The sequence below is a fragment of the Rahnella sp. PCH160 genome, assembly GCF_047784855.1.
Taxonomy (GTDB): domain Bacteria; phylum Pseudomonadota; class Gammaproteobacteria; order Enterobacterales; family Enterobacteriaceae; genus Rahnella.
In genome coordinates, this window is the sequence record NZ_JBLOGT010000001.1 from 4,730,497 (window position 1) to 4,751,856 (window position 21,360).

The window sequence follows — 21,360 nt, forward strand, 5'->3', positions numbered from 1 at the left end:
TTTTCACGTTCAAAGTATGGACTGCGATTTACGGAACTAATAGTGAACAGTTTATAAATACTCTTCCGGGTTTAGTTCACATTTTGGTTTTCAGCCGCGAGCCAGCGGCAAAAGTCTGCGATATGCTGAAGTAAAACTCACACCTGAAAAATAAGGTTCCGTATTTCCGATGCGATTGCAAAACCGGCTTAATCAGTATCAGCGTCTGCACGTAAAAACCGGGCAGGAACCTGTTTTGCTCACGGTGAGCGAACTGGCCGGAATTTTCTGTTGCAGTGAACGCCACACGCGCAATTTGCTGAGCCATTTTAAGGACGCGGGCTGGATAGACTGGCACTCGCAATCAGGCCGGGGAAAACGTGCGTCGTTACGCTGTCTTAAATCGCCCGAGGATTTACGCGGTGCATATTTGCAGGAGTTGCTTAAAAACGGCGAACACTCGGCGGCTTTGCGGCTCAGCCAGTTGGATCCCGCACACCTCAATACCCTGCTCGCGCCACATCTTGGCGGACAATGGCAGGAAGATTCACCCACGCTACGGATCCCGTATTACCGCCCTCTTCAGTTACTCGATCCCTTGACGCTGACCGGCCGCGCGGAGCAACATCTGGCGCATACAATTCATGCGGGCCTGACGCATTTTGTCCCCGGAAACCCGGTGCCGCAGCCGGATCTGGCGCATCACTGGCAAATCAGTCATGACGGCAAGACCTGGCAGTTCTTTCTGCGCAGTCAGCTTTTTTGGCACAACGGAGAACCGTTGAAAACAGCGCAACTGCTGGCCCGCTTTGAGCAATTACGCCATTCAGCGCGAGGAAAACACTCTCTGGCTTCGGTGAACCGCCTGTCCCAGCCACATGCACAGTGTCTGCAATTCGATCTCGATACACCTGATTACTGGCTGGCGCACCGGTTTGCCGATCTCAATTGCCTGCTTTCCCATCCTGAAAATCCGCACATCGGCGCAGGTCCGTTCCGGCTGACGCATTTTTCCCCCGAACTGGTCAGGCTGGAACAACATACGCTTTACACCCTGCAACACCCTTATCTCGCCGCGATTGAATTTTGGATCACGCCGCAGCTCTTCGCGCAAAAAAATAATGTGAGCTGCCAGCATCCGGTGAGGATCATTCTGGGCGAAGAGGAAGAACTGTCGCGAGTCAAACCGGTCAGGCGCAGCACCAGTCTGGGGTTTTGTTATATCGCCACCAATCTGCGGCGGGGCGTTCTGAATGAAGCTCAGGCAAGAAAAATTGTCCGGCTGATTCAGTGCAGCGGCATGCTGGATAATCTTCCCATTGATCACGACCTGGTAAAAGCCAGCAAAGAAATGCTGCCGGGCTGGCCCATTCCTTTGCATGACGATACCGACGTTCCCCTGCCGGAAAGGCTGAGGCTCCTGTTCCATCCTCCGGTGGAATTTGAACTGGTCGCTCAGGCTTTGCAGCAAAAACTGGCCGATGAGGGCTGTACGCTGGAGATTGTTTATCACGAGGGGCGTTTGTGGGAAGACGTCGAAAAGCTTAAAGCTGCCGATTTACTGCTCGGCGATCGTCTCATCGGTGAATCGCCTGAAGCCACACTGGAAAACTGGTTACAGCAGGATCCTCTCTGGCCAGAAATTTTGCGGGAAGATGATTTGCGCAATCAGCAACAGCGTCTTGCCCACATTCAGCAAATCCCGCACGAAAAACGCCGCGCCGATGAACTGCGCGATCATTTTTATCAGTGGATGCAAAACGGGATCGTGACGCCTTTGTTCAACTATCAGTATCAGGTCAGCGCGCCGCCGCGCATCAGCGGTGTCCAGCTCACGGCATGGGGTTGGTTTGATTTTTGTCAGGCCTGGGTTCCGCCACCGTTGTTATCGGAAAACACGTGAAGGAGCTGTTTAACTACACTCTGACGATAAAGAAAAGTACCATTAACCCAATTTTGCTGCGCCGGGCGCAGTCGGTCTCGGAATACAGGTAAACAGAATGAAAAGAGCAGTGGTGGTTTTTAGCGGCGGACAAGACTCAACAACCTGTCTGATTCAGGCATTGAAGCACTATGACGAAGTCCACTGCGTCACGTTTGATTACGGGCAGCGCCATCGCGCTGAAATCGAAATTGCACAAAAGCTGTCCGTTGAATTGGGTGCCCGCGCGCATAAAGTGCTGGATGTGGGTTTGCTGAATGAACTGGCGGTCAGCAGCCTGACGCGCGATAACATCCCCGTTCCAAACTTTGGTGACGAAAATAACGGCGGCCTGCCGAGTACTTTCGTTCCCGGCCGCAATATTTTGTTCCTGACACTGGCCGCGATTTACGCTTATCAGATTCAGGCAGAAGCGGTGATTACCGGCGTGTGTGAAACTGACTTCTCCGGTTATCCGGATTGCCGTGATGAGTTCGTGAAAGCGCTGAATACCGCAGTCTCGCTGGGTCTGGCGCGCGATGTGCGTTTTGAAACCCCGCTGATGTGGCTCAATAAGGCCGAAACCTGGGCGCTGGCGGATTATTATCAGCAACTGGATTTAGTACGCCATAAAACGCTGACCTGCTACAACGGTATTGCGGGTGACGGTTGTGGCGAATGTGCCGCCTGTCATTTACGCGCCAATGGCCTGCAGCAATTCCAGTTGGATAAAGACGGCGTTATCGCCAGCCTGAAAAAGAAAACCGGTCTGCGCTAACGGCAGACGGCAGAATTGCATGACGGGTGGCCTGAAGCCACCCGTTTTTGTTTTAACTTTGCGGCGTTGGCTCAGTCATTTTCCAGTTCCAGCTCGCGCAATCTCTCCAGTAACTCACCTTCCAGCGGCAAGGCTTTTTGTGTCCGCAGATCGATACACACGAACGTCAGCGTCGCATCTGCAACCACTTCGCCTTCACAGGTCACCACCTGTTCGAGAACCCCGCTGCGCACGTTCAGTTGCTGCAAACTGCTGTCGATACGCAGAACATCGCCGAGCACCGCAGGTTTACGGTAATTGATGTTGATATTCACCACGATGAAAGCGATTTTGTTTTCGCTCATCCACTGGAAACCGGACTGGTTATCCAGCCACTCCCAGCGCGCTGTCTCAAGAAATTCAAGATAACGTGCATTGTTAACGTGCTGGTAAACGTCGATGTGAAAACCGCGAACTTTAATAAACGTATGCATAGTGGTTGAAAAACTCCTGATAAACGCCTGAGGCACAAAACCTAACTGGTCAGATGTCTTTAGAGATTAGCAGAAGAAAACGGCGGCAACCGTTGGGGAATTGCCGCCGCGACATCCGTCACAGTTTCAGACGGTCCTTGTTACGTTCGAACAGTGCAGCACCGATCCCCGGCACTTCGCGTAGTTGCTCGACGTCGGTGAATTGCCCGAGTTCTTCGCGGTAGCTGATAATGGCCTGCGCCTTTTTCATCCCTACGCCATTCATCACTTTGGCAAACTCTTCCGCTGTAGCCGTATTGATGTTGACGGTACTTTCATCTGTAACCGCCACCTGTTCCTTTTTCACCTGCGGGCCTGAGACTTTGCCCGCTGCCGTTACAGGTGCAGCGGTGGTGGTCGCCACGCTGCTGGTGGCATTCGGTGCCGCCTGTAACATCACCGGTAAAGTAGAAAGCCCCAGAGCCAACGAAAGTGAAGTAATGCCTAATTTTTTCATGCTGTATCCTCCATGTGTTTGACAGCACGGAGAGAGTGCATCAGGGCGAAACCGCGAACAATGGGCAACTTTCAAAAATGGAAAAGGCCGCGAAAGCGGCCTTTGTTTGTTGCAACGCGTTGCAAAACTTTGCGGCGTTTACTGGTTTTGTGCGGCTGAACCGTATTTGATTTTTGCTTCCTGACGCAGATTTGTCAGCAACGCATCAAAGGTCACATTTGCGGAAGTTTGTTGCATCTCCTGCGTGAAACGTGCGACATCAGCTTCAGGAATAACGCCAGGCGTCACGCCGGTCAGTTTGACCAGAACGCTGTTACCTTTGGCATCCTGCGACAGGCCATAAACCGGTTGGTCTTTTTGCGGATGAGGTAACGCGTAGACGTTTTCTTCGAACGCAGAAGGCTGCTGGCTGCGCTGTACTTTCTGTACCGCTCCAAAGCTCAGACCGGCGGCTTTCATCGCGTCATCGCCTTTGCCCCCTTTCAGAGCGGTCAGCAGTTTCTCACCATCAACACGCGCCTGATCTTGTGCTTTCTGGCGTTTAAGCAGCGCCGTCACCTGATCTTTCACGTCAGCGAACGATTTCACCCCTTCGGCTTTATGCGCATCGACACGCACTACAAAGGCGCGATCGCCGTCTACAGTGATGATATCTGAGTTGCTGCCTGGTGAACCGGCCTGCCCAATCAGACCGCCTTCAAAAATCGCCTGCACAACAGGTTTGAAATTAATGCCCGCCGGAATTTGATTCTGAGTGAACCAGTCGGTATGGACTGCTTTAGTGCCGGCAACCTGCTCAGCAGAGGCTAAAGACTCGTTATCATTGGTGGCTGCTTCGCTGACTTTTTGTTGCAGCGCGTAGTAGGCATCCAGCGATTTTTCCTGCTTCAGCTTATCGGTGATGGTGTTACGCACGTTAGCCAGCGGTTTAACTTGCTCAGGCGTCACGTCGTCAAGACGCAAGATGAAGAAGCCGCTGTCAGCTTTAATCACGCCAGATACCTGACCTTTCGTGGTCAGATTTGCGCTCTTAAATTCTGGCAGAGTGGTTTCAGGTTCCATCCAGCCCAAATCACCGCCTTGTTTGGCACTCAATGCATCGGTGGATTTGGTTTTTGCCAGTTGAGCAAAATCAGTGCCTTTAGCCAGTTCTGCCGCCACCGCGTCTGCATCAGCCTGAGTTTTCAGGACGATAACGCTGTAGCGACGACGCTCCGGCTGGCCGAATTCGCTCTTGTGCTGATCGTAGTACGCGCTGATATCCGCGTCAGTGACATCCGTTTTACCCTGCATCGCCGCTGCATCCATTTCGATGTAGCTGATCTTCACCTGCTCAGGGGAAATAAAGTTGTTTTTGTTCTGATCGTAGAAAGCCTGTAACTCAGCGTCAGTAACCTGCTGCTTCGCCGCCAGCGCGTCTGTGTCCAGCGTTGCCGTTTGTACATCGCGGCTTTGCAGGATCAGCTCACCCAGCGATTTGCTTTCAGCTGGCATAATAAAATCAGATTCACCGAAGGCTTGTTCGAGCTGCTGGCTGATCAACTGACGTTTCATCAGTTGTGCAAAATTATCCGCGGTGTAACCCATGCTCTGGATGCTTTGCAGATATTTAGCATTATCGAAACGGCCATCAGTCTGAAATTGTGGGGTCGCAAAAATCGCGTCTTTGATCTGCTGATCGCTGACGGTAAAGCCTAATTTTTTGGAATACTGTTCCAGCAAAGTGACGTCAATCAGGTTGCTCAGGGATTCCTGACGCAGCTGCTGCATATAACCTTCGCTGCCTGCCAGCGCAGAGAACTGATCGCCGAGCTGTTGTTGTAACCGGCTGCGCTGATTTTGCACCGCCTGCTCTAACTGAGCACGCCCGATTTCCTGACCATTCACTTTCGCTGCATAGTCGCCTGAACCGCCGACCAGGTAGTTGCCCACCCCTGTCAAAATAAAGGACAGAATAATCAGGGCCAGAATGATTTTGAGCGCGACGTTATTGGAAGCCGCGCGTAAATTGTCCATCATAGTGAGGCAACACTCCGCTGTAATAAAAAAAGCGCACCGTTTTCGATGCGCCTTGTATCTTACCTTACCAGCCCGATGACGTCAGGTTATTGTTTAACAACCAGACCTGAATGAAAAAGCATCAGTGATGCATCTCACACAGTTTCGACGTCAGTCAGCGGGTAATTAACCGTTAACGGCATCTTTCAGCGCTTTACCTGCACGGAAGCCAGGTACTTTAGCCGCTGCAATACTGATTTCTTTACCGGTCTGTGGGTTACGGCCGGTACGTGCTGAACGTTCACGCACTGAGAAAGTACCGAAACCAACCAGAGCGACTTCATCCCCAGCTTTCAGGGTGTCAGTCACGGATGCAAGAACAGCATCCAAAACACGTCCCGCTGCGGCTTTAGAAATATCAGCACCGGCAGCAATTTTGTCGATCAATTGTGACTTATTCACTCTTTTCATCCCCTCTTAAAATTCGATCATCACGGCGCATTTTCCCTACGGACGTGACCGCGCTGCTGTTATATCAATCTTGTCAGGGCTATGCAAGCGACTGAAAGCAGCCTGAAACCTTCTGACAGCTGACTAACTTAACGGCACAAAAAAAAGCTGGCAAGTGAGATTTCACCTGCCAGCCTGAGTTTTATTCAACTGTGTAAGTCGAGGTCACTATTTTGCAGCAACCGGTAACGCGCCATAAGCCGGATTTTGCAGTGCAATGTTCAGAACATCATCAATGCGTTTAACCGGGTGGATTTCAAGATCTGCCAGCACGTTCGCCGGAATTTCTTCCAGATCGCGTTTGTTATCATCGGGGATCAGCACCACTTTGATGCCACCACGATGCGCTGCCAGCAGTTTTTCTTTCAAACCGCCGATGGGCAGAACAAGACCACGTAAGGTGATCTCACCGGTCATTGCGACATCTGCCCGCACCGGGTTACCGGTCAGACAAGACACCAGCGCGGTACACATCGCGATACCCGCACTTGGACCATCTTTTGGCGTTGCCCCTTCAGGTACGTGAACGTGAATATCACGTTTTTCGTAGAAGTCAGGGTTAATACCCAATTTGTCCGCACGTGATCGCACAACGGTCAGCGCAGCCTGAATAGATTCCTGCATGACTTCGCCCAGAGAACCGGTATAGGTCAGCTTTCCTTTGCCCGGTACGCAGGCCGTTTCGATGGTCAGCAGTTCGCCACCCACTTCGGTCCACGCCAGACCGGTTACCTGGCCCACACGGTTTTCGGTATCAGCACGGCCGTAATCGACCTTCTGCACGCCCAGGAAATCTTTCAGGTTGTCACCGTTGATCTCAATGTGCTTGAGGTTTTTATCCATCAGCAATTGTTTGACCGCTTTTCGGCAAAGTTTAGACAACTCACGTTCTAAACTACGTACACCCGCTTCACGGGTATAGAAACGGATGATGCCGATAATCGCGCTGTCATCAACGGTCAGTTCGTTCTTCTTGAGCGCATTACGTTCAAGCTGTTTCGGTAGCAGGTGCTGTTTGGCGATGTTCAGTTTTTCGTCTTCGGTATAACCGGAAAGACGGATCACTTCCATACGATCCAGCAGCGGTGCAGGAATGTTCATTGAGTTCGAGGTCGCCACAAACATCACATCTGACAGGTCGTAATCGACTTCCAGATAGTGATCATTGAACGCCACGTTCTGTTCAGGATCCAGCACTTCCAGCAACGCTGAAGCCGGGTCGCCGCGCATGTCAGATGACATCTTATCGATTTCATCCAGCAGGAACAGCGGGTTTTTCACCCCAACTTTCGCCATTTTCTGAATCAGTTTGCCCGGCATAGAACCGATGTAGGTACGACGGTGACCGCGAATTTCCGCTTCATCACGTACACCACCCAGCGCCATACGTACATACTGACGGCCCGTCGCACGCGCGATGGACTGGCCCAGTGAGGTTTTACCCACACCCGGAGGCCCGACCAGACACAGGATTGGCCCTTTGATTTTGCTGACGCGCGTCTGCACCGCAAGGTATTCAAGAATACGGTCTTTGACACGTTCGAGGCCAAAGTGATCGGTATCCAGAACTTCCTGGGCTTTGAGCAAATCTTTTTTCACTTTGCTTCGGGCATTCCAGGGCACCTGAAGCATCCAGTCGATATAACCACGCACTACGGTGGCTTCGGCGGACATCGGCGACATCATTTTCAGCTTTTGCAGCTCAGCTTCGGTTTTTTCACGCGCTTCTTTCGGCATTTTCGCCGCTTCGATTTTGCGTTTTAACGCCTCATGCTCATCTGGCGTGTCGTCCATTTCGCCAAGTTCTTTCTGAATCGCTTTCATTTGCTCATTCAGATAGTACTCGCGCTGGCTTTTTTCCATCTGTTTTTTGACACGATTACGAATGCGTTTCTCAACCTGCAACAGGTCGATTTCCGATTCCATCATCGCCATCAGATATTCCAGACGCTCGGTGATATCAAACATTTCCAGCACGGATTGTTTGTCAGCGAGTTTCAGCGGCATATGTGCAGCGATGGTGTCAGCCAGACGTGCGGCATCTTCAATGCTGTTAAGTGATGTCAGCACTTCCGGCGGGATTTTTTTGTTCAGTTTGATGTAGCCTTCAAACTGATTAATCGCGGTGCGAACCAGAACTTCCTGCTCGCGTTCATCCACGGCCGGAGATTCAAGGTATTCCGCCTGGGCAGCAAAATGCTCGCCACTGTCAGAAAGCGTAGTGATACGCGCGCGTTGTAACCCTTCCACCAGCACTTTTACAGTGCCGTCCGGGAGCTTCAGCATTTGTAATATTGAGGCTACCGTACCCACGGAGAAGAGATCGTTAACGCCCGGCTCATCGGTTGACGCTTCTTTCTGCGCCACCAGCATGATTTTTTTGTCGTGATCCATCGCGGCTTCGAGGCACCGAATCGATTTTTCCCTGCCAACAAACAACGGGATCACCATGTGCGGATAAACCACCACATCGCGCAGAGGCAATACGGGGATTTCTATGCGTTCAGAACGCTCAGGGTTCATAGAGCTCTCTCTTAGTTTAGCTTCCGCCAGGTTAAGGAAATCTCGTGAAACACGAGTCAGACGGGTTTCAGCAAGTCGTTAACTGAGTATATGGGGATGAATGTCCGACATTCAACGATAAGAATGTGCGAAAAAAAAATGGGGACTAAATCCCCCATTTCGTGGCTAACTCTCTGGATAGATTGGCTAATTATTCGCCAGATGCCTGTTGTGCTTCTGGTTTGCCATAAATCATCAGAGGTTCTGACTGGCCCGCAATCACGGATTCATCAATGACCACTTTCTCCACATCGTCGAGCGATGGCAGATCATACATCGTATCCAGCAATGCGGCTTCAACGATTGAACGCAAACCACGGGCACCGGTTTTACGGTTCATGGCTTTCTTCGCAATCGCCACCAGCGCTTCATCACGGAATTCCAGTTCAACGCCTTCCAGATTGAATAATGCCTGATATTGCTTCGTCAGTGCATTTTTCGGCTCTTTCAGAATTTGAATCAGCGCTTCTTCATTCAGTTCGCTCAGTGTTGCAACGACAGGCAAACGACCAATGAACTCAGGGATCAGACCAAATTTGATCAAATCTTCCGGTTCAGCCTGCGCCAGCAACTGACCTTCTGTTGCTTTCTGCTCTTTGCCTTTCACTTCTGCACCAAAGCCGATACCGGTATTGGTATTGATACGCTGACCAATCACTTTATCCAGGCCGGCAAATGCACCACCACAGATAAACAGGATTTTCGAGGTATCAACCTGCAGGAATTCCTGCTGAGGGTGTTTGCGGCCGCCTTGCGGAGGCACGGCAGCCACGGTCCCTTCAATCAGTTTCAAAAGCGCCTGCTGAACACCCTCACCGGACACGTCACGTGTGATCGATGGGTTGTCAGACTTGCGGGAAATCTTGTCGATTTCATCGATATAAACAATACCGCGTTGCGCTTTCTGGACGTCGTAATCACATTTCTGCAACAGTTTCTGGATAATGTTTTCGACATCTTCACCCACATAACCGGCTTCGGTCAGCGTAGTGGCATCGGCCATAGTAAATGGCACATCCAGGAAACGCGCCAGGGTTTCAGCCAGCAGCGTTTTACCGCTACCGGTCGGCCCGATCAGCAGAATGTTGCTCTTGCCTAATTCGATACCGTTGCTGGTATCGCCATTCCGCAGGCGCTTGTAGTGGTTATAAACTGCCACTGCCAGCACTTTCTTCGCAGGCTCCTGGCCGATAACATAATCGTCAAGGTGCTGACGAATTTCATGCGGTGTCGGTAATGCACTGCGTTCACGGTGTGGCGCGACTTCTTTGATCTCTTCGCGAATAATGTCATTACATAAGTCGACACATTCATCGCAGATATACACTGACGGCCCGGCAATCAGCTTACGAACTTCATGCTGGCTTTTGCCGCAAAAAGAGCAGTACAGCAGCTTTCCTGAACCGTCTTTGCGCTTATCTGTCATCAGTAAACCTCTTCTTTAATATCAGTCCCGAAGCGTAGTAAACACCACGGCACGACCCTATTACACAACAGCCGCATGATTGGCTGATGTCTGTTCGTTCCCGTTATCACTCAAAGTGGGCAACGTTCGTTTAGATCAGCAAACGCTGCCCCTGAGACATCCGTATGAGTATAACTATAGACCATCAGCCCGGCAGAAATAAGCCGTCAGGCGCGATGGGTAAATACGGAATCGACTAACCCGTACTCTACAGCCTCATTAGCAGACAGGAAACGATCTCGTTCGGTGTCACGCTCTATTTCTTCAAGAGATTTGCCCGTATGTTTCGCCATCAGCTCATTCATGCGGGATTTCACTTTCAGAATTTCTTTCGCGTGGATCTCGATATCTGTCGCCTGGCCCTGGAAACCACCCAGCGGCTGGTGAATCATCACACGGGAGTTTGGCAGGCAGAAACGCTTGCCTTCAGCACCGGCAGTCAGCAGGAACGCGCCCATTGAACAGGCCTGGCCCATACAAATGGTGCTGACGTCTGGCTTGATAAACTGCATGGTGTCGTAAATCGACATCCCCGCCGTGATCACGCCACCCGGTGAGTTGATATAAAGGTAAATGTCTTTTTCCGGACTTTCTGCTTCCAGGAACAGCATCTGGGCAACAATCAGGTTAGCCATATGGTCTTCGACCTGGCCGGTCAGGAAGATGATACGTTCCTTGAGCAGACGGGAGAAGATGTCGTATGAACGTTCGCCCCGTGAAGTTTGCTCAACCACCATGGGTACCAACGCCATGTTTGGTGCAAATTGCTCTCTTTCACCACTGTATGACATAACCGTCTCCTAATAGATTCTGTTTGGCGCTATTTAAAACCGATTCTACTTGAGATAGGCACACATGACTATGCTCAAGCGGCCAAGTCGCCATTTACACGTCTGACGGTCGTTATCAGTCAGATTTTAACTGCAAATTTACATGGGTTCGTCATTATCAATTGGGGGATTTACCCCCTTTTTTCAAGCCTGACGTAAAATTTCTTTTCTCTTTCACCCCGACCGGGTGGATGAAAGGCCATATTGGTGAAATGGAATGAACAGGTCTACGTGAGCTGTGCCTTATAGTGATAAATATAGTGCAAAAACAACAGCCAAAAACAAAAATATCTGATTTTCAGGAAATAAAAAGCCCGCAGTAAAAACTGCGGGCTTCAGCGTAGAACCTGTAAACAAGTTCAGCAACGTGCAATCAGATTATGCAGGTTGAGTTTGGTTCATCAGCTCAGTAAAGGTTGTGGCTTTTTCAGTCACTTTCGCTTTAGACAACAGAGTTTCGACCGCTTGTTCTTCCAGCGCGACGTTACGCATGTTGTTCATCAGCTCTTTATTTTTGCTGTAGAACTCAACAACTTCCTGTGGATCTTCGTACGCAGAAGCCATTTCTTCGATCAGTGCTTTCACGCGATCTTCGTCAGCTTTCAGTTCGTGCTGGCTGATCACTTCACCCAACAGCAGACCGACAACGACGCGGCGCTTAGCTTGCTCTTCGAACAATTCGCGTGGCAGTTCCAGTGCTTGTTTTTCGTTGCCACCAAAACGCTGTGCAGCCTGGCGACGCAGAACGTCAACTTCGCCGTCGATCAGTGCAGAAGGCACGTCGATTTCGTTAGCGCTGACCAGACCGTCGATTGCCTGAGTTTTGATGCGGTTACGGACAGCACCTTTCAGTTCGCGTTCCATGTTTTTACGCACTTCAGCACGCAGACCTTCAACAGAACCATCAGCCACGCCGAAACGTTTGATGAATTCTGGCGTCAGTTCTGGCAGCTCACGCTCTTCAACTTTCTTCAGGGTAATCGCGAACTTAGCCGCTTTACCTTTCAGGTTTTCAGCGTGGTAATCTTCCGGGAAGTTTACGTCGATGGTAAATTCTTCACCGGCTTTGTGACCGACCAGACCGTCTTCGAAGCCTGGGATCATGCGGCCCTGGCCCATAGCCAGTACGAAATCAGAGGCTTTGCCGCCTTCGAATTCTTCACCGTCGATAGAACCGGAGAAATCAACGGTAACGCGGTCTTCAGCAGTCGCTGCAGCGTCAGTTTCTTTCCAGTCAGCTTGTTGCTTACGTAGAGTTTCCAGCATGGTATCAACATCAGCATCGTTAACTTCAACGACCGGTTTTTCAACTTCGATGTTTTCCAGATCTTTCAGCTCAACTTCCGGGTACACTTCAAATTCTACGGAGAAAGTGAAGTCTTCACCCTGCTTGTACTCACCCGGGATGTAGTTAGGTGCGCCAGCTGGATTGATTTTTTCTTTGATGATCGCATCAACGAAATTGCGTTGCATCACATCACCCAGTACGTCCTGACGGACTGACGCGCCGTAACGCTGTTCGATGATGTGGCTGGGTACTTTGCCTTTACGGAAGCCGTCAATACGTACTTTTTTAGAGACGTTGATCAGTTCACTGCTCACTGCTTTTTCAATGCTTTCAGCAGGAACAGTAATCGTTACGCGGCGCCCAAGGCCTTGAGTGGTTTCAACAGAAACTTGCATCTTGTTACCTCAAAAAAAAATCACAGTGCTCGGTCAACTCCAGAAGTCGTTCTCAAGATGAGAAGCACAAACGCGCAAGCTTACCTTGAAAACGACTTCTAAGAACCGGGACAGTTCTGTTATCAGAACGTAGCCCTGTATTCGAGAGCGTCCGAAACCATTCCGGAAAAATTAGACGCGACATTATAGCGACGCATGCGCACTGAGTCGAGGACGGTATCTCTGCGCGCGCGAGGGAAACTCACACGGGACTCGATCCTTCGAAAAATGCGGTCAATGCAAAGGCGTAAACCACCTTGTCGTTTGCCTGTCTGCGGAAAAACAAAAACGGCCCGCAGGCCGTTTCTTGAAATTCGCCACTACTAATACCGCATCTGGTCAGGAAAGTTCCAGTTTTACCGTATCAAATGCCGATATTTGTGCCTTTTGTGAATCAGATCGTGGCTATCAGGCCATTGTTCCCGCACCGCGACATGGCGGTGAAACGAGAACCGTATCCTGCAACCCCTCCCATTCTTTTTGCGTGTAAGTATGGAGGGCCAGTGCGTGCACGCTGCCCGCCAGTTCCTCCGTTAAACGCACGTAGATGGCACGATGTCGCGCCAGGAAGCGTTCGCCGACGAATTTATCTGACACCATCACGACTTTGAAATGGCTTTCTGAGCCTGCCGGTACATTATGACGATAGCTTTCGTCAGTCACTTCCAGGAACGCAGGGTCGAATGCCTCAGCTAATTTTGCTTCTATTTGCTCACGAATCATAGCAATCTCCTCATACCGCTTCTGCCGAGAACTGCGCCTGTCTGGTACGTCTATCTGCTTAACACTCTACCTTTAAATAATAGGCTGCTTTACAGCTTCTACGTTAATCACATTAAAAAATTTATGCCGTTGATTGATAAAAATGGCGGTCAGTCTGTCAAAGAAAATGCGGCTTCGCTACGCAGGAGTCGGTGATACTGCCTGCTTGCTGAAAAAAAACGCTAAATATCCATTTTTAGAGATTGTTGGGACTTCCACCCGCAAATGCCGATGTTATGATGTCGGCAAAATTTTGAGCACTACTCCTTTATTAATATTGAGAAAACACACATGTTAAAAAAAATCATTTTCCCTGTGCTGGCACTGTTCATGCTGGCCGGATGCGCCACCAGCACTAACACGCTGGATGTTTCCCCGAAAATTGTTCTGCCTTCACAAGATCCAACGCTTCAGGGTATTACTATTAGTATCAACGGGGCTGACCAGCGCCAGGATCAGGCGCTTGCCAAAGTTAACCGTGACGGCCAGCTGATTTCCCTGACGCCATCACGCGATCTGCGTTTCCTGTTGCAGGAATCACTGGAAAAACAAATGACTGCCCGTGGTTACATGGTCGGTGCTGACGGTGCTGTCGATCTGCAGATTGTCGTCAATAATCTGTATGCGGATGTTCAGGAAGGTAACCTGCGTTACAACATCACCACCAAAGCCGATATCTCTATCATCGCTACCGCGAAAAACGGCAGCAAGCAGGTGAAGAACTACCGCTCAACGTACAACGTTCAGGGCGCGCTTTCCGCCACCAACGCCAAAATCACCAATGCGGTTAACACCACGCTGGGTGATGTCATCAGCGACATGGCCGCCGACACCAGCATCAGTGACTTCATCAAGGCTAACGCCCGATAAGCCCTGGCTGAAGACTGTGTGAGTGATTCTGCCCGGCCTGTCCGGGCAGAATACTTTTTCAAAGCAACCATTCCTTCCTTTATTCTCCCCGCTTCCTTTATGATGCCCGTGCGCCACTCTCTCACCGGTTCGCAGGAACATATTTTCATGATCAGTCAATACTTTAAGATTTTCACGCAACGCAATACCCTCATTTTGCTGCTTCTGGGTTTTGCTTCCGGCTTACCGCTGGCGCTGACCTCCGGCACATTGCAGGCGTGGATGACCGTCGAAAATGTCGATCTGAAAACTATTGGTATCTTCTCGCTGGTCGGTCAGGCCTACGTGTTCAAATTCCTGTGGTCTCCGATGATGGACCGCTATACCCCATCATTTCTCGGGCGCAGACGTGGCTGGCTGATCCTGACGCAGTTGCTACTGGTCGCAGCGATTTTCGCTATGGGCTTTATGGATCCCGGTAAAGATTTGTTCTGGCTGGCGGCGCTGGCCGTACTGATTGCCTTTGCATCTGCTTCACAAGACATCGTTTTCGACGCGTATAAAACGGATTTACTGCCGCCTGAAGAACGCGGTAACGGTGCTGCGGTTTCCGTGCTGGGCTATCGTCTGGCGATGCTGGTTTCCGGCGGGTTGGCGTTATGGCTGGCAGATCGGTATCTCGGCTGGCAGCACATGTACTGGCTGATGGCGGTGCTGATGCTGATGGGCGTTTTCGCCACACTGATATCTCCGGAACCGCAAAATTCTCAGCCTGCACCGCGCAGCATTGAAATGGCCGTCGTGGCACCGCTGAAAGACTTCTTTGGTCGCAACAACGCGTGGCTGATTTTGCTTCTGATCGTGATGTACAAAATGGGCGATGCGTTTGCAGGCAGCCTGAGCACCACATTCTTAATCCGCGGTGTCGGGTTTGACGCCGGGGAAGTCGGGCTGGTGAACAAAACGTTCGGCCTGATAGCGACGATTATTGGCGCGCTTTTTGGCGGAATGCTGATGCAGCGCCTGAGTTTGTTCCGCGCGCTGATGCTGTTTGGCATTTTACAGGCCGTTTCAAACGCGGGTTACTGGATCCTCGCCATTACCGACAAAGATCTGATTACGATGGGCACGGCGATTTTCTTCGAAAATCTGTGCGGCGGCATGGGAACGGCGGCATTCGTGGCCCTGCTGATGACGTTGTGCAATCGCTCGTTTTCCGCCACGCAGTTCGCCCTGCTCTCGGCACTTTCTGCGGTTGGCCGTGTGTACGTTGGCCCGATCGCCGGCTGGTTCGTGGAAGCTTATGGCTGGCCGTGGTTCTATCTTTTCTCGATTGTTGCCGGAGTTCCGGGACTGCTGCTGCTGGCCGTTTGCCGCCAGACGCTCGAATACACCCAGAAAACAGACACTTTCCTGCCACGCATTCATTTCGCCAAACCTTACCGTTGGGCACTGCGCTGTATGCTGGGCGGAAGTTTGCTTCTGGTCGTGTGGCTGGTGACGCTGATTGTGAACAGTTTAGGCTGGGTGTCATGGCACGGTGTTGCCGGAACGCTGCTGGAGGCCGGTGTTTTTGTTTGTCTGATCGGTATTGTTTTGGGCAGTTTACTCGATTTTCTCTCGCTGCGCCGCACTGCACGTTCCTGATTTACCGCCATTCATTATGAAAGTGAATGGCGAATTTCATTTAACAATTGATCTATAAATATCGTCCAATAAATTAAATTCAGTAAAAATTATATTTGTTGGGATAATTTTTACTCGGTTCTTTTTGTGCGTTTTATTTCACTTGGTTCCTACATTAATTTAACATTAATTAAACCTATCGTCGGGATTACGGACGGCCATAAATATTTAAAAATGTATCACCCCTTGTTTTTCATCACTATAGAAAAAAATCCATACGCAACATATTGTTGCCCACTGTAAATTGTCACGATCCGTGACATGTGTGACTGCGTTAACATAAAGTGTCAACAGCCCTTTGACACTTGTTTAAGCGTGTTTACAGTCCTGCAACCTTCCCGTAAAATGCCCGCACACCTGAAGCGACAATAGAGCCCTAGTTATTGAGGTCGTTAGATGAGACTTAAGAAATACAATAAAAGTATTGGGATGTTGTCCTTATTTGCCTCCGCGGTAATGTTGAGCGGCTGCAATACGGCATTGATGGATCCCAAGGGAGCAATTGGACTTGAGCAGAGAACGCTGATTTTAACAGCGATTGGTTTAATGCTGATCGTCGTTATCCCAGTTATTATCATGGCGTTTGCATTTGCATGGAAGTATCGAGCTTCCAATACCAATGCAAAGTACAGTCCTGATTGGTCCCACTCCAACAAAATTGAAGCCGTCGTCTGGACAGTTCCAATTATTATCATTGCCATTCTGGCAACGATTACCTGGAAAACCACCCATGCGCTTGACCCGTTCAAGCCAATCGTGACTGACCAAAAACCGATGACGGTTGAAGTCGTTTCTCTGGACTGGAAATGGTTATTCATTTACCCGGAACAGGGCATCGCGACCGTTAACGAACTGGTTATTCCTAAAGATGTGCCTGTTCAGTTCAAAGTCACTTCAGACTCTGTAATGAACTCGTTCTTCATTCCTCAGCTCGGCGGACAGATTTATGCGATGGCCGGTATGCAGACTCAGTTGCACTTGATTGCAAATGAAGCCGGTACCTATAAAGGCATCTCAGCAAGCTTCAGCGGCCGCGGTTTCTCAGGAATGAAGTTCAACGCCATCGCGACCCCAACCCGTGCCGATTTCGACACCTGGGTAGCGAAAGTGAAGAGTGCACCGAACCAGCTGGCAACCACCGATGACTTCAATAAACTGGCTGCACAGAGCATCGACAACCCGGTCGAATACTTCTCTGTTGCTAAACCGGGTCTGTTCAAAGAAATCATTGGCAAATACTCCATGCATGACATGAAGGCCGCGCCAGAAGGTCATACCATGCCAATGCCTGCAGGCAGCGACATGAAAGGCATGGATATGGGTGGACAGTCTCACGCAGCCGGAGCCGAGGAATAAACGATGTTCGGAAAATTAACGCTTGATTCGGTTCCGTATCATGAACCGATTATCATGGTCACCGTTGCCGCGATAATTCTGGGTGGTCTGGCAGTCGTTGCCGGCATCACCTATTTCGGCAAATGGAAATATCTGTGGACCGAGTGGCTGACCTCCGTCGACCACAAAAAATTAGGTATCATGTACATCATTCTGGCTTTCGTCATGCTCTTGCGTGGCTTTGCCGATGCCATCATGATGCGTAGCCAGCAGGTGCTTGCTTCTGCGGGTGAAACGGGCTTCCTGCCACCTCATCACTACGACCAAATCTTTACCGCGCACGGCGTGATCATGATCTTCTTCATGGCAATGCCTTTCGTCATCGGTCTGATGAACGTCGTCGTTCCTTTGCAAATCGGCGCACGCGACGTGGCATTCCCGTTCCTGAACAACGTCAGCTTCTGGTTCACCGCTGCTGCTGTGGTCCTGATCAACATCTCTCTGGGTGTCGGTGAGTTCGCGCAGACTGGCTGGCTGGCCTATCCGCCGTTGTCCGGTAAGGAATACAGTCCGGGTGTCGGGGTCGATTACTGGATCTGGAGTCTCCAGATATCTGGTATTGGTACCTTGCTGACCGGTGTTAACTTCTTTGCGACCATCCTGAAGATGCGCGCTCCTGGTATGCCGCTGATGAAAATGCCGGTATTTACCTGGGCCGCACTGTGCACCAACGTGTTGATTATCGTGTCCTTCCCGATTCTGACCGTGACTATTGCACTGCTGACCTTAGACCGTTATCTGGGCACCCATTTCTTCACGAATGATATGGGCGGCAACATGATGATGTACATCAACCTGATTTGGGCCTGGGGCCATCCGGAAGTGTACATTTTGGTTCTGCCAGTCTTTGGTGTGTTCTCGGAAGTTACCGCGACCTTCTCCAAAAAACGTCTGTTCGGTTACACCTCACTGGTATGGGCAACCATCGCCATCACCGTGTTGTCGTTCATCGTTTGGCTGCACCACTTCTTCACCATGGGTTCAGGCGCTAACGTCAATGCCTTCTTCGGCATCATGACGATGATCATTTCTATCCCAACCGGGGTAAAAATCTTCAACTGGCTGTTCACCATGTATCAGGGCCGTATCACACTCAACGCCGCAATGCTGTGGACCGTTGGCTTCATCATCACCTTCTCTGTGGGTGGGATGACCGGCGTTCTGTTGGCGGTTCCGGGTGCTGACTTCGTGCTGCACAACAGCCTGTTCCTGATTGCTCACTTCCACAACGTTATCATCGGTGGTGTGGTCTTCGGTTGCTTCGCGGGTCTGACTTACTGGTTCCCTAAATCCTTCGGCTTTACGCTGAACGAAAAATGGGGTGTGCGTTCATTCTGGTTCTGGATCATCGGTTTCTTCGTTGCGTTCATGCCACTGTATGCACTGGGCTTCATGGGGATGACCCGTCGCGTCAGCCAGAATATCGACCCTGAGTTCCACCCGCTGCTGGTTGTTGCTGCGTGCGGTGCTGCACTGATTGCTATCGGTATCCTGTGCCAGCTGATCATGATCTTCGTTTCTGTTCGCGACCGTGACCAGAACCGTGATCTGACCGGTGACCCGTGGGGTGCGCGTACGCTGGAGTGGGCAACCTCTTCTCCTCCTCCGTTCTACAACTTCGCTATCGTGCCGCAAATTCACGACCGCGATGAGTTCTGGGACATGAAAGAGAAAGGCACCGCTTACAAACAGCCTGCTAAATATGAACCGATTCATATGCCACGTAACAGCGGCGCCGGTTTCATCATCGCTATGCTGAGTCTGGTTTGTGGTTTCGCATTAATCTGGGATATCTGGTGGCTGGCGGCAGTGAGTTTCATCGCGCTGGCTGCGACCTGGATTGCGAAAAGCTTCGACGAAGATGTTGATTACTACGTGCCCGTTGAAGAAGTGGAACGTATTGAGAACCAACATTATGAACAAATCCGTAAAGCAGGTGTGAAACATGGCAACTGATACTCTGACTCACCACGATGAGGCCCATGCTGAGCATGGGCACCACGACGCAGGTGCAACCAAAGTCTTCGGCTTCTGGATCTACCTGATGAGTGACTGCATCCTGTTTGCGAGCCTGTTCGCAACCTATGCAGTACTGGTTAACGGGACCGCTGGCGGTCCCTCTGGTAAAGACATTTTTGAACTGCCGTTCGTGCTGGTAGAAACCTTCTGCCTGCTGTTCAGTAGTATCACTTATGGCTTTGCAATGCTGGCCATGAACAAAGGGAACAAAGCCGGCGTTAACGGCTGGTTGTTCCTGACTTTCCTGTTCGGTTTAGGCTTCATCGGGATGGAACTCTATGAATTCCATCACCTGATTGCTGAAGGCTTTGGCCCGCAGCGCAGCGGTTTCCTGTCAGGCTTCTTTGCCCTGGTGGCGACCCACGGTCTGCACGTGACCTGTGGTCTGATTTGGATCCTGACCATGATGGTTCAGGTTGCACGTCGCGGCCTGACAGACGTTAACAAAACCCGCCTGATGTGCCTGAGCTTGTTCTGGCACTTCCTGGACGTGGTGTGGATCTGCGTATTTACCGTTGTTTATCTGATGGGAGCGATGTAATGAGTCATTCTGCTACTTCCCATGGTGGTGCAAGCCACGGCAGCCTGAAGTCCTATGCAATTGGCTTCATCCTGTCGGTTATCCTGACGGTGATCCCGTTTGCTATGGTCATGACTGACACAGCATCACATTCACTGATTCTGGGTACCGTGGTTGCATCCGCGATTATCCAGATCGTTGTCCATCTGGTGTTCTTCCTGCACATGAATACGTCGTCGGAAGAGCGCTGGAACCTGGTGGCGCTTCTGTTCACCGCTGTGATTATCTTTATCGTCGTTGTGGGCTCATTGTGGATTATGTATAACCTCAACCTCAATATGATGGTCAGTTAAAGAGCCGAGCTGCACGTGATGATTAAGCAATACCTGCAAGTAACGAAACCCGGAATTATTTTCGGCAACTTAATTTCTGTCATCGGGGGATTCCTCCTTGCTGCCAAAGGCAGCATCGACTTCCCACTTTTTATCTCCACGCTGGTCGGCGTTTCGCTGGTCGTTGCATCGGGTTGTGTATTTAACAACTTCATCGACCGCGACATCGACCGTATCATGGAGAGAACAAAGAACCGGGTCCTGGTGAAAGGGCTTATTCCGCCGAAAACAACCCTGGTTTACGCGACCATTCTGGGTATTGCGGGCTTTGCGTTGTTGTATATCGGAGCCAATCCGCTGGCAATGTGGCTGGCGGTTATGGGCTTTGTGATTTATGTCGGCGTTTACAGCCTGTACATGAAGCGCAACTCGGTTTACGGCACGCTGATCGGCAGCTTGTCTGGCGCAGCGCCACCGGTGATTGGTTACTGTGCCGTTTCCGGCCAGTTTGATACCGGTGCGCTGATCCTGCTTCTGATTTTCAGCCTGTGGCAGATGCCGCATTCGTACGCGATTGCCATCTTCCGCTTCAAGGATTATCAGGCAGCAGGCATCCCGGTTCTGCCGGTGGTGAAAGGCATCTCTGTCGCCAAGCATCATATTACCGTCTACATTCTGGCGTTTATGATTGCTACGCTGATGCTGACACTGAGCGGCTACGCAGGGTATAAATACCTGATTGTGGCAGCTGCGGTCAGTATCTGGTGGCTGGGTATGGCACTGAGAGGTTATAAAACGGAAAACGACGTGGTCTGGGCGAGAAAACTGTTTGGTTTCTCCATCATCACGATCATGTCGCTCAGCTTCATGATGTCTGTGGATTTTAACTCTGCACCGGCCTCATTACTGACCTACGTTTGGTAACACAAGCCGGAAGCCTAACCCACTGAAATCACATTAAAAGGTCAGTAGCGATACTGGCCTTTTCTTTTGGTCAGCCGGTCAGGTAAAACCCGTAATATCTGCTAAAGATCCATCGTTTTACCCAACCTGGCGAAAAGCA

At 50.7% G+C, this 21,360-nt stretch carries 18 protein-coding genes; 9 read left to right on the forward strand and 9 right to left on the reverse strand.

Going from position 1 to position 21,360, the window contains the following annotated elements:
* The first annotated feature begins 169 nt into the window (after positions 1-169).
* Together ACM5QY_RS22150 and queC are read left to right on the forward strand one after the other, a co-directional pair.
* Positions 170-1,882, forward strand: coding sequence for an SgrR family transcriptional regulator (locus ACM5QY_RS22150; RefSeq protein WP_416122696.1), 1,713 nt, complete (start codon positions 170-172; stop codon positions 1,880-1,882).
* A gap of 97 nt (positions 1,883-1,979) precedes the next feature.
* On the forward strand, positions 1,980-2,678 hold the full coding sequence (queC, locus tag ACM5QY_RS22155; RefSeq protein WP_416122697.1) for a 7-cyano-7-deazaguanine synthase QueC: 699 nt from the start codon (positions 1,980-1,982) through the stop codon (positions 2,676-2,678).
* A 71-nt stretch (positions 2,679-2,749) separates the two neighbouring features.
* Here queC and ACM5QY_RS22160 read toward each other — a convergent pair whose 3' ends face one another.
* The 9 genes from ACM5QY_RS22160 to bolA form a co-directional block, all read right to left on the reverse strand.
* Positions 2,750-3,151 (reverse strand): YbgC/FadM family acyl-CoA thioesterase, encoded by a 402-nt coding sequence (locus ACM5QY_RS22160; protein WP_416122698.1) that lies wholly within the window; start codon positions 3,149-3,151, stop codon positions 2,750-2,752.
* 118 nt (positions 3,152-3,269) lie between these two features.
* A complete protein-coding gene (locus ACM5QY_RS22165; RefSeq protein ID WP_416122699.1) occupies positions 3,270-3,647 on the reverse strand; it encodes a ComEA family DNA-binding protein in 378 nt (125 codons plus the stop codon).
* Positions 3,648-3,785: 138 nt separating this feature from the next.
* Positions 3,786-5,666: a peptidylprolyl isomerase gene (gene ppiD / locus ACM5QY_RS22170; protein WP_416122700.1), complete on the reverse strand. Its 1,881-nt coding sequence runs from the start codon at positions 5,664-5,666 to the stop codon at positions 3,786-3,788.
* Positions 5,667-5,831: 165 nt separating this feature from the next.
* Complete coding sequence (gene hupB, locus ACM5QY_RS22175) at positions 5,832-6,107, reverse strand: nucleoid-associated protein HU-beta (RefSeq protein WP_013576637.1); 276 nt, start codon at positions 6,105-6,107, stop codon at positions 5,832-5,834.
* 216 nt (positions 6,108-6,323) lie between these two features.
* Positions 6,324-8,678, reverse strand: a complete 2,355-nt coding sequence (lon, locus tag ACM5QY_RS22180; RefSeq protein ID WP_416122701.1) for an endopeptidase La — start codon at positions 8,676-8,678, stop codon at positions 6,324-6,326.
* Positions 8,679-8,868: 190 nt separating this feature from the next.
* Positions 8,869-10,143: an ATP-dependent protease ATP-binding subunit ClpX gene (gene clpX, locus ACM5QY_RS22185; RefSeq protein ID WP_104923066.1), complete on the reverse strand. Its 1,275-nt coding sequence runs from the start codon at positions 10,141-10,143 to the stop codon at positions 8,869-8,871.
* Positions 10,144-10,349: 206 nt separating this feature from the next.
* The gene (clpP, locus tag ACM5QY_RS22190; protein WP_104923067.1) at positions 10,350-10,973 is read right to left on the reverse strand and encodes an ATP-dependent Clp endopeptidase proteolytic subunit ClpP; all 624 of its coding nucleotides are present in this window, start codon (positions 10,971-10,973) and stop codon (positions 10,350-10,352) included.
* 417 nt (positions 10,974-11,390) lie between these two features.
* A complete protein-coding gene (gene tig / locus ACM5QY_RS22195; protein WP_416122702.1) occupies positions 11,391-12,695 on the reverse strand; it encodes a trigger factor in 1,305 nt (434 codons plus the stop codon).
* Between the two features lie 447 nt (positions 12,696-13,142).
* Complete coding sequence (gene bolA, locus ACM5QY_RS22200) at positions 13,143-13,457, reverse strand: transcriptional regulator BolA (RefSeq protein ID WP_416122703.1); 315 nt, start codon at positions 13,455-13,457, stop codon at positions 13,143-13,145.
* A 330-nt stretch (positions 13,458-13,787) separates the two neighbouring features.
* Here bolA and ACM5QY_RS22205 point away from each other — a divergent pair, with 330 nt between their 5' ends.
* The 7 genes from ACM5QY_RS22205 (at position 13,788) to cyoE (ending at position 21,221) form a co-directional block, all read left to right on the forward strand.
* Positions 13,788-14,366, forward strand: coding sequence for a lipoprotein (locus ACM5QY_RS22205; RefSeq protein WP_416122704.1), 579 nt, complete (start codon positions 13,788-13,790; stop codon positions 14,364-14,366).
* 147 nt (positions 14,367-14,513) lie between these two features.
* Positions 14,514-15,992 (forward strand): muropeptide MFS transporter AmpG, encoded by a 1,479-nt coding sequence (gene ampG / locus ACM5QY_RS22210; RefSeq protein WP_416122705.1) that lies wholly within the window; start codon positions 14,514-14,516, stop codon positions 15,990-15,992.
* Between the two features lie 435 nt (positions 15,993-16,427).
* Positions 16,428-17,387, forward strand: a complete 960-nt coding sequence (gene cyoA / locus ACM5QY_RS22215; RefSeq protein WP_416122706.1) for a cytochrome o ubiquinol oxidase subunit II — start codon at positions 16,428-16,430, stop codon at positions 17,385-17,387.
* 3 nt (positions 17,388-17,390) lie between these two features.
* The gene (cyoB, locus tag ACM5QY_RS22220) at positions 17,391-19,382 is read left to right on the forward strand and encodes a cytochrome o ubiquinol oxidase subunit I (protein WP_416122707.1); all 1,992 of its coding nucleotides are present in this window, start codon (positions 17,391-17,393) and stop codon (positions 19,380-19,382) included.
* The gene (locus ACM5QY_RS22225) at positions 19,372-19,986 is read left to right on the forward strand and encodes a cytochrome o ubiquinol oxidase subunit III (RefSeq protein WP_195814313.1); all 615 of its coding nucleotides are present in this window, start codon (positions 19,372-19,374) and stop codon (positions 19,984-19,986) included. Before cyoB ends, ACM5QY_RS22225 begins: the two co-directional genes overlap by 11 nt.
* A complete protein-coding gene (locus ACM5QY_RS22230; RefSeq protein WP_013576648.1) occupies positions 19,986-20,318 on the forward strand; it encodes a cytochrome o ubiquinol oxidase subunit IV in 333 nt (110 codons plus the stop codon). Before ACM5QY_RS22225 ends, ACM5QY_RS22230 begins: the two co-directional genes overlap by 1 nt.
* Before the next feature lie 18 nt (positions 20,319-20,336).
* Positions 20,337-21,221 (forward strand): heme o synthase, encoded by an 885-nt coding sequence (gene cyoE, locus ACM5QY_RS22235; protein WP_416122708.1) that lies wholly within the window; start codon positions 20,337-20,339, stop codon positions 21,219-21,221.
* Positions 21,222-21,360 lie beyond the last annotated feature (139 nt).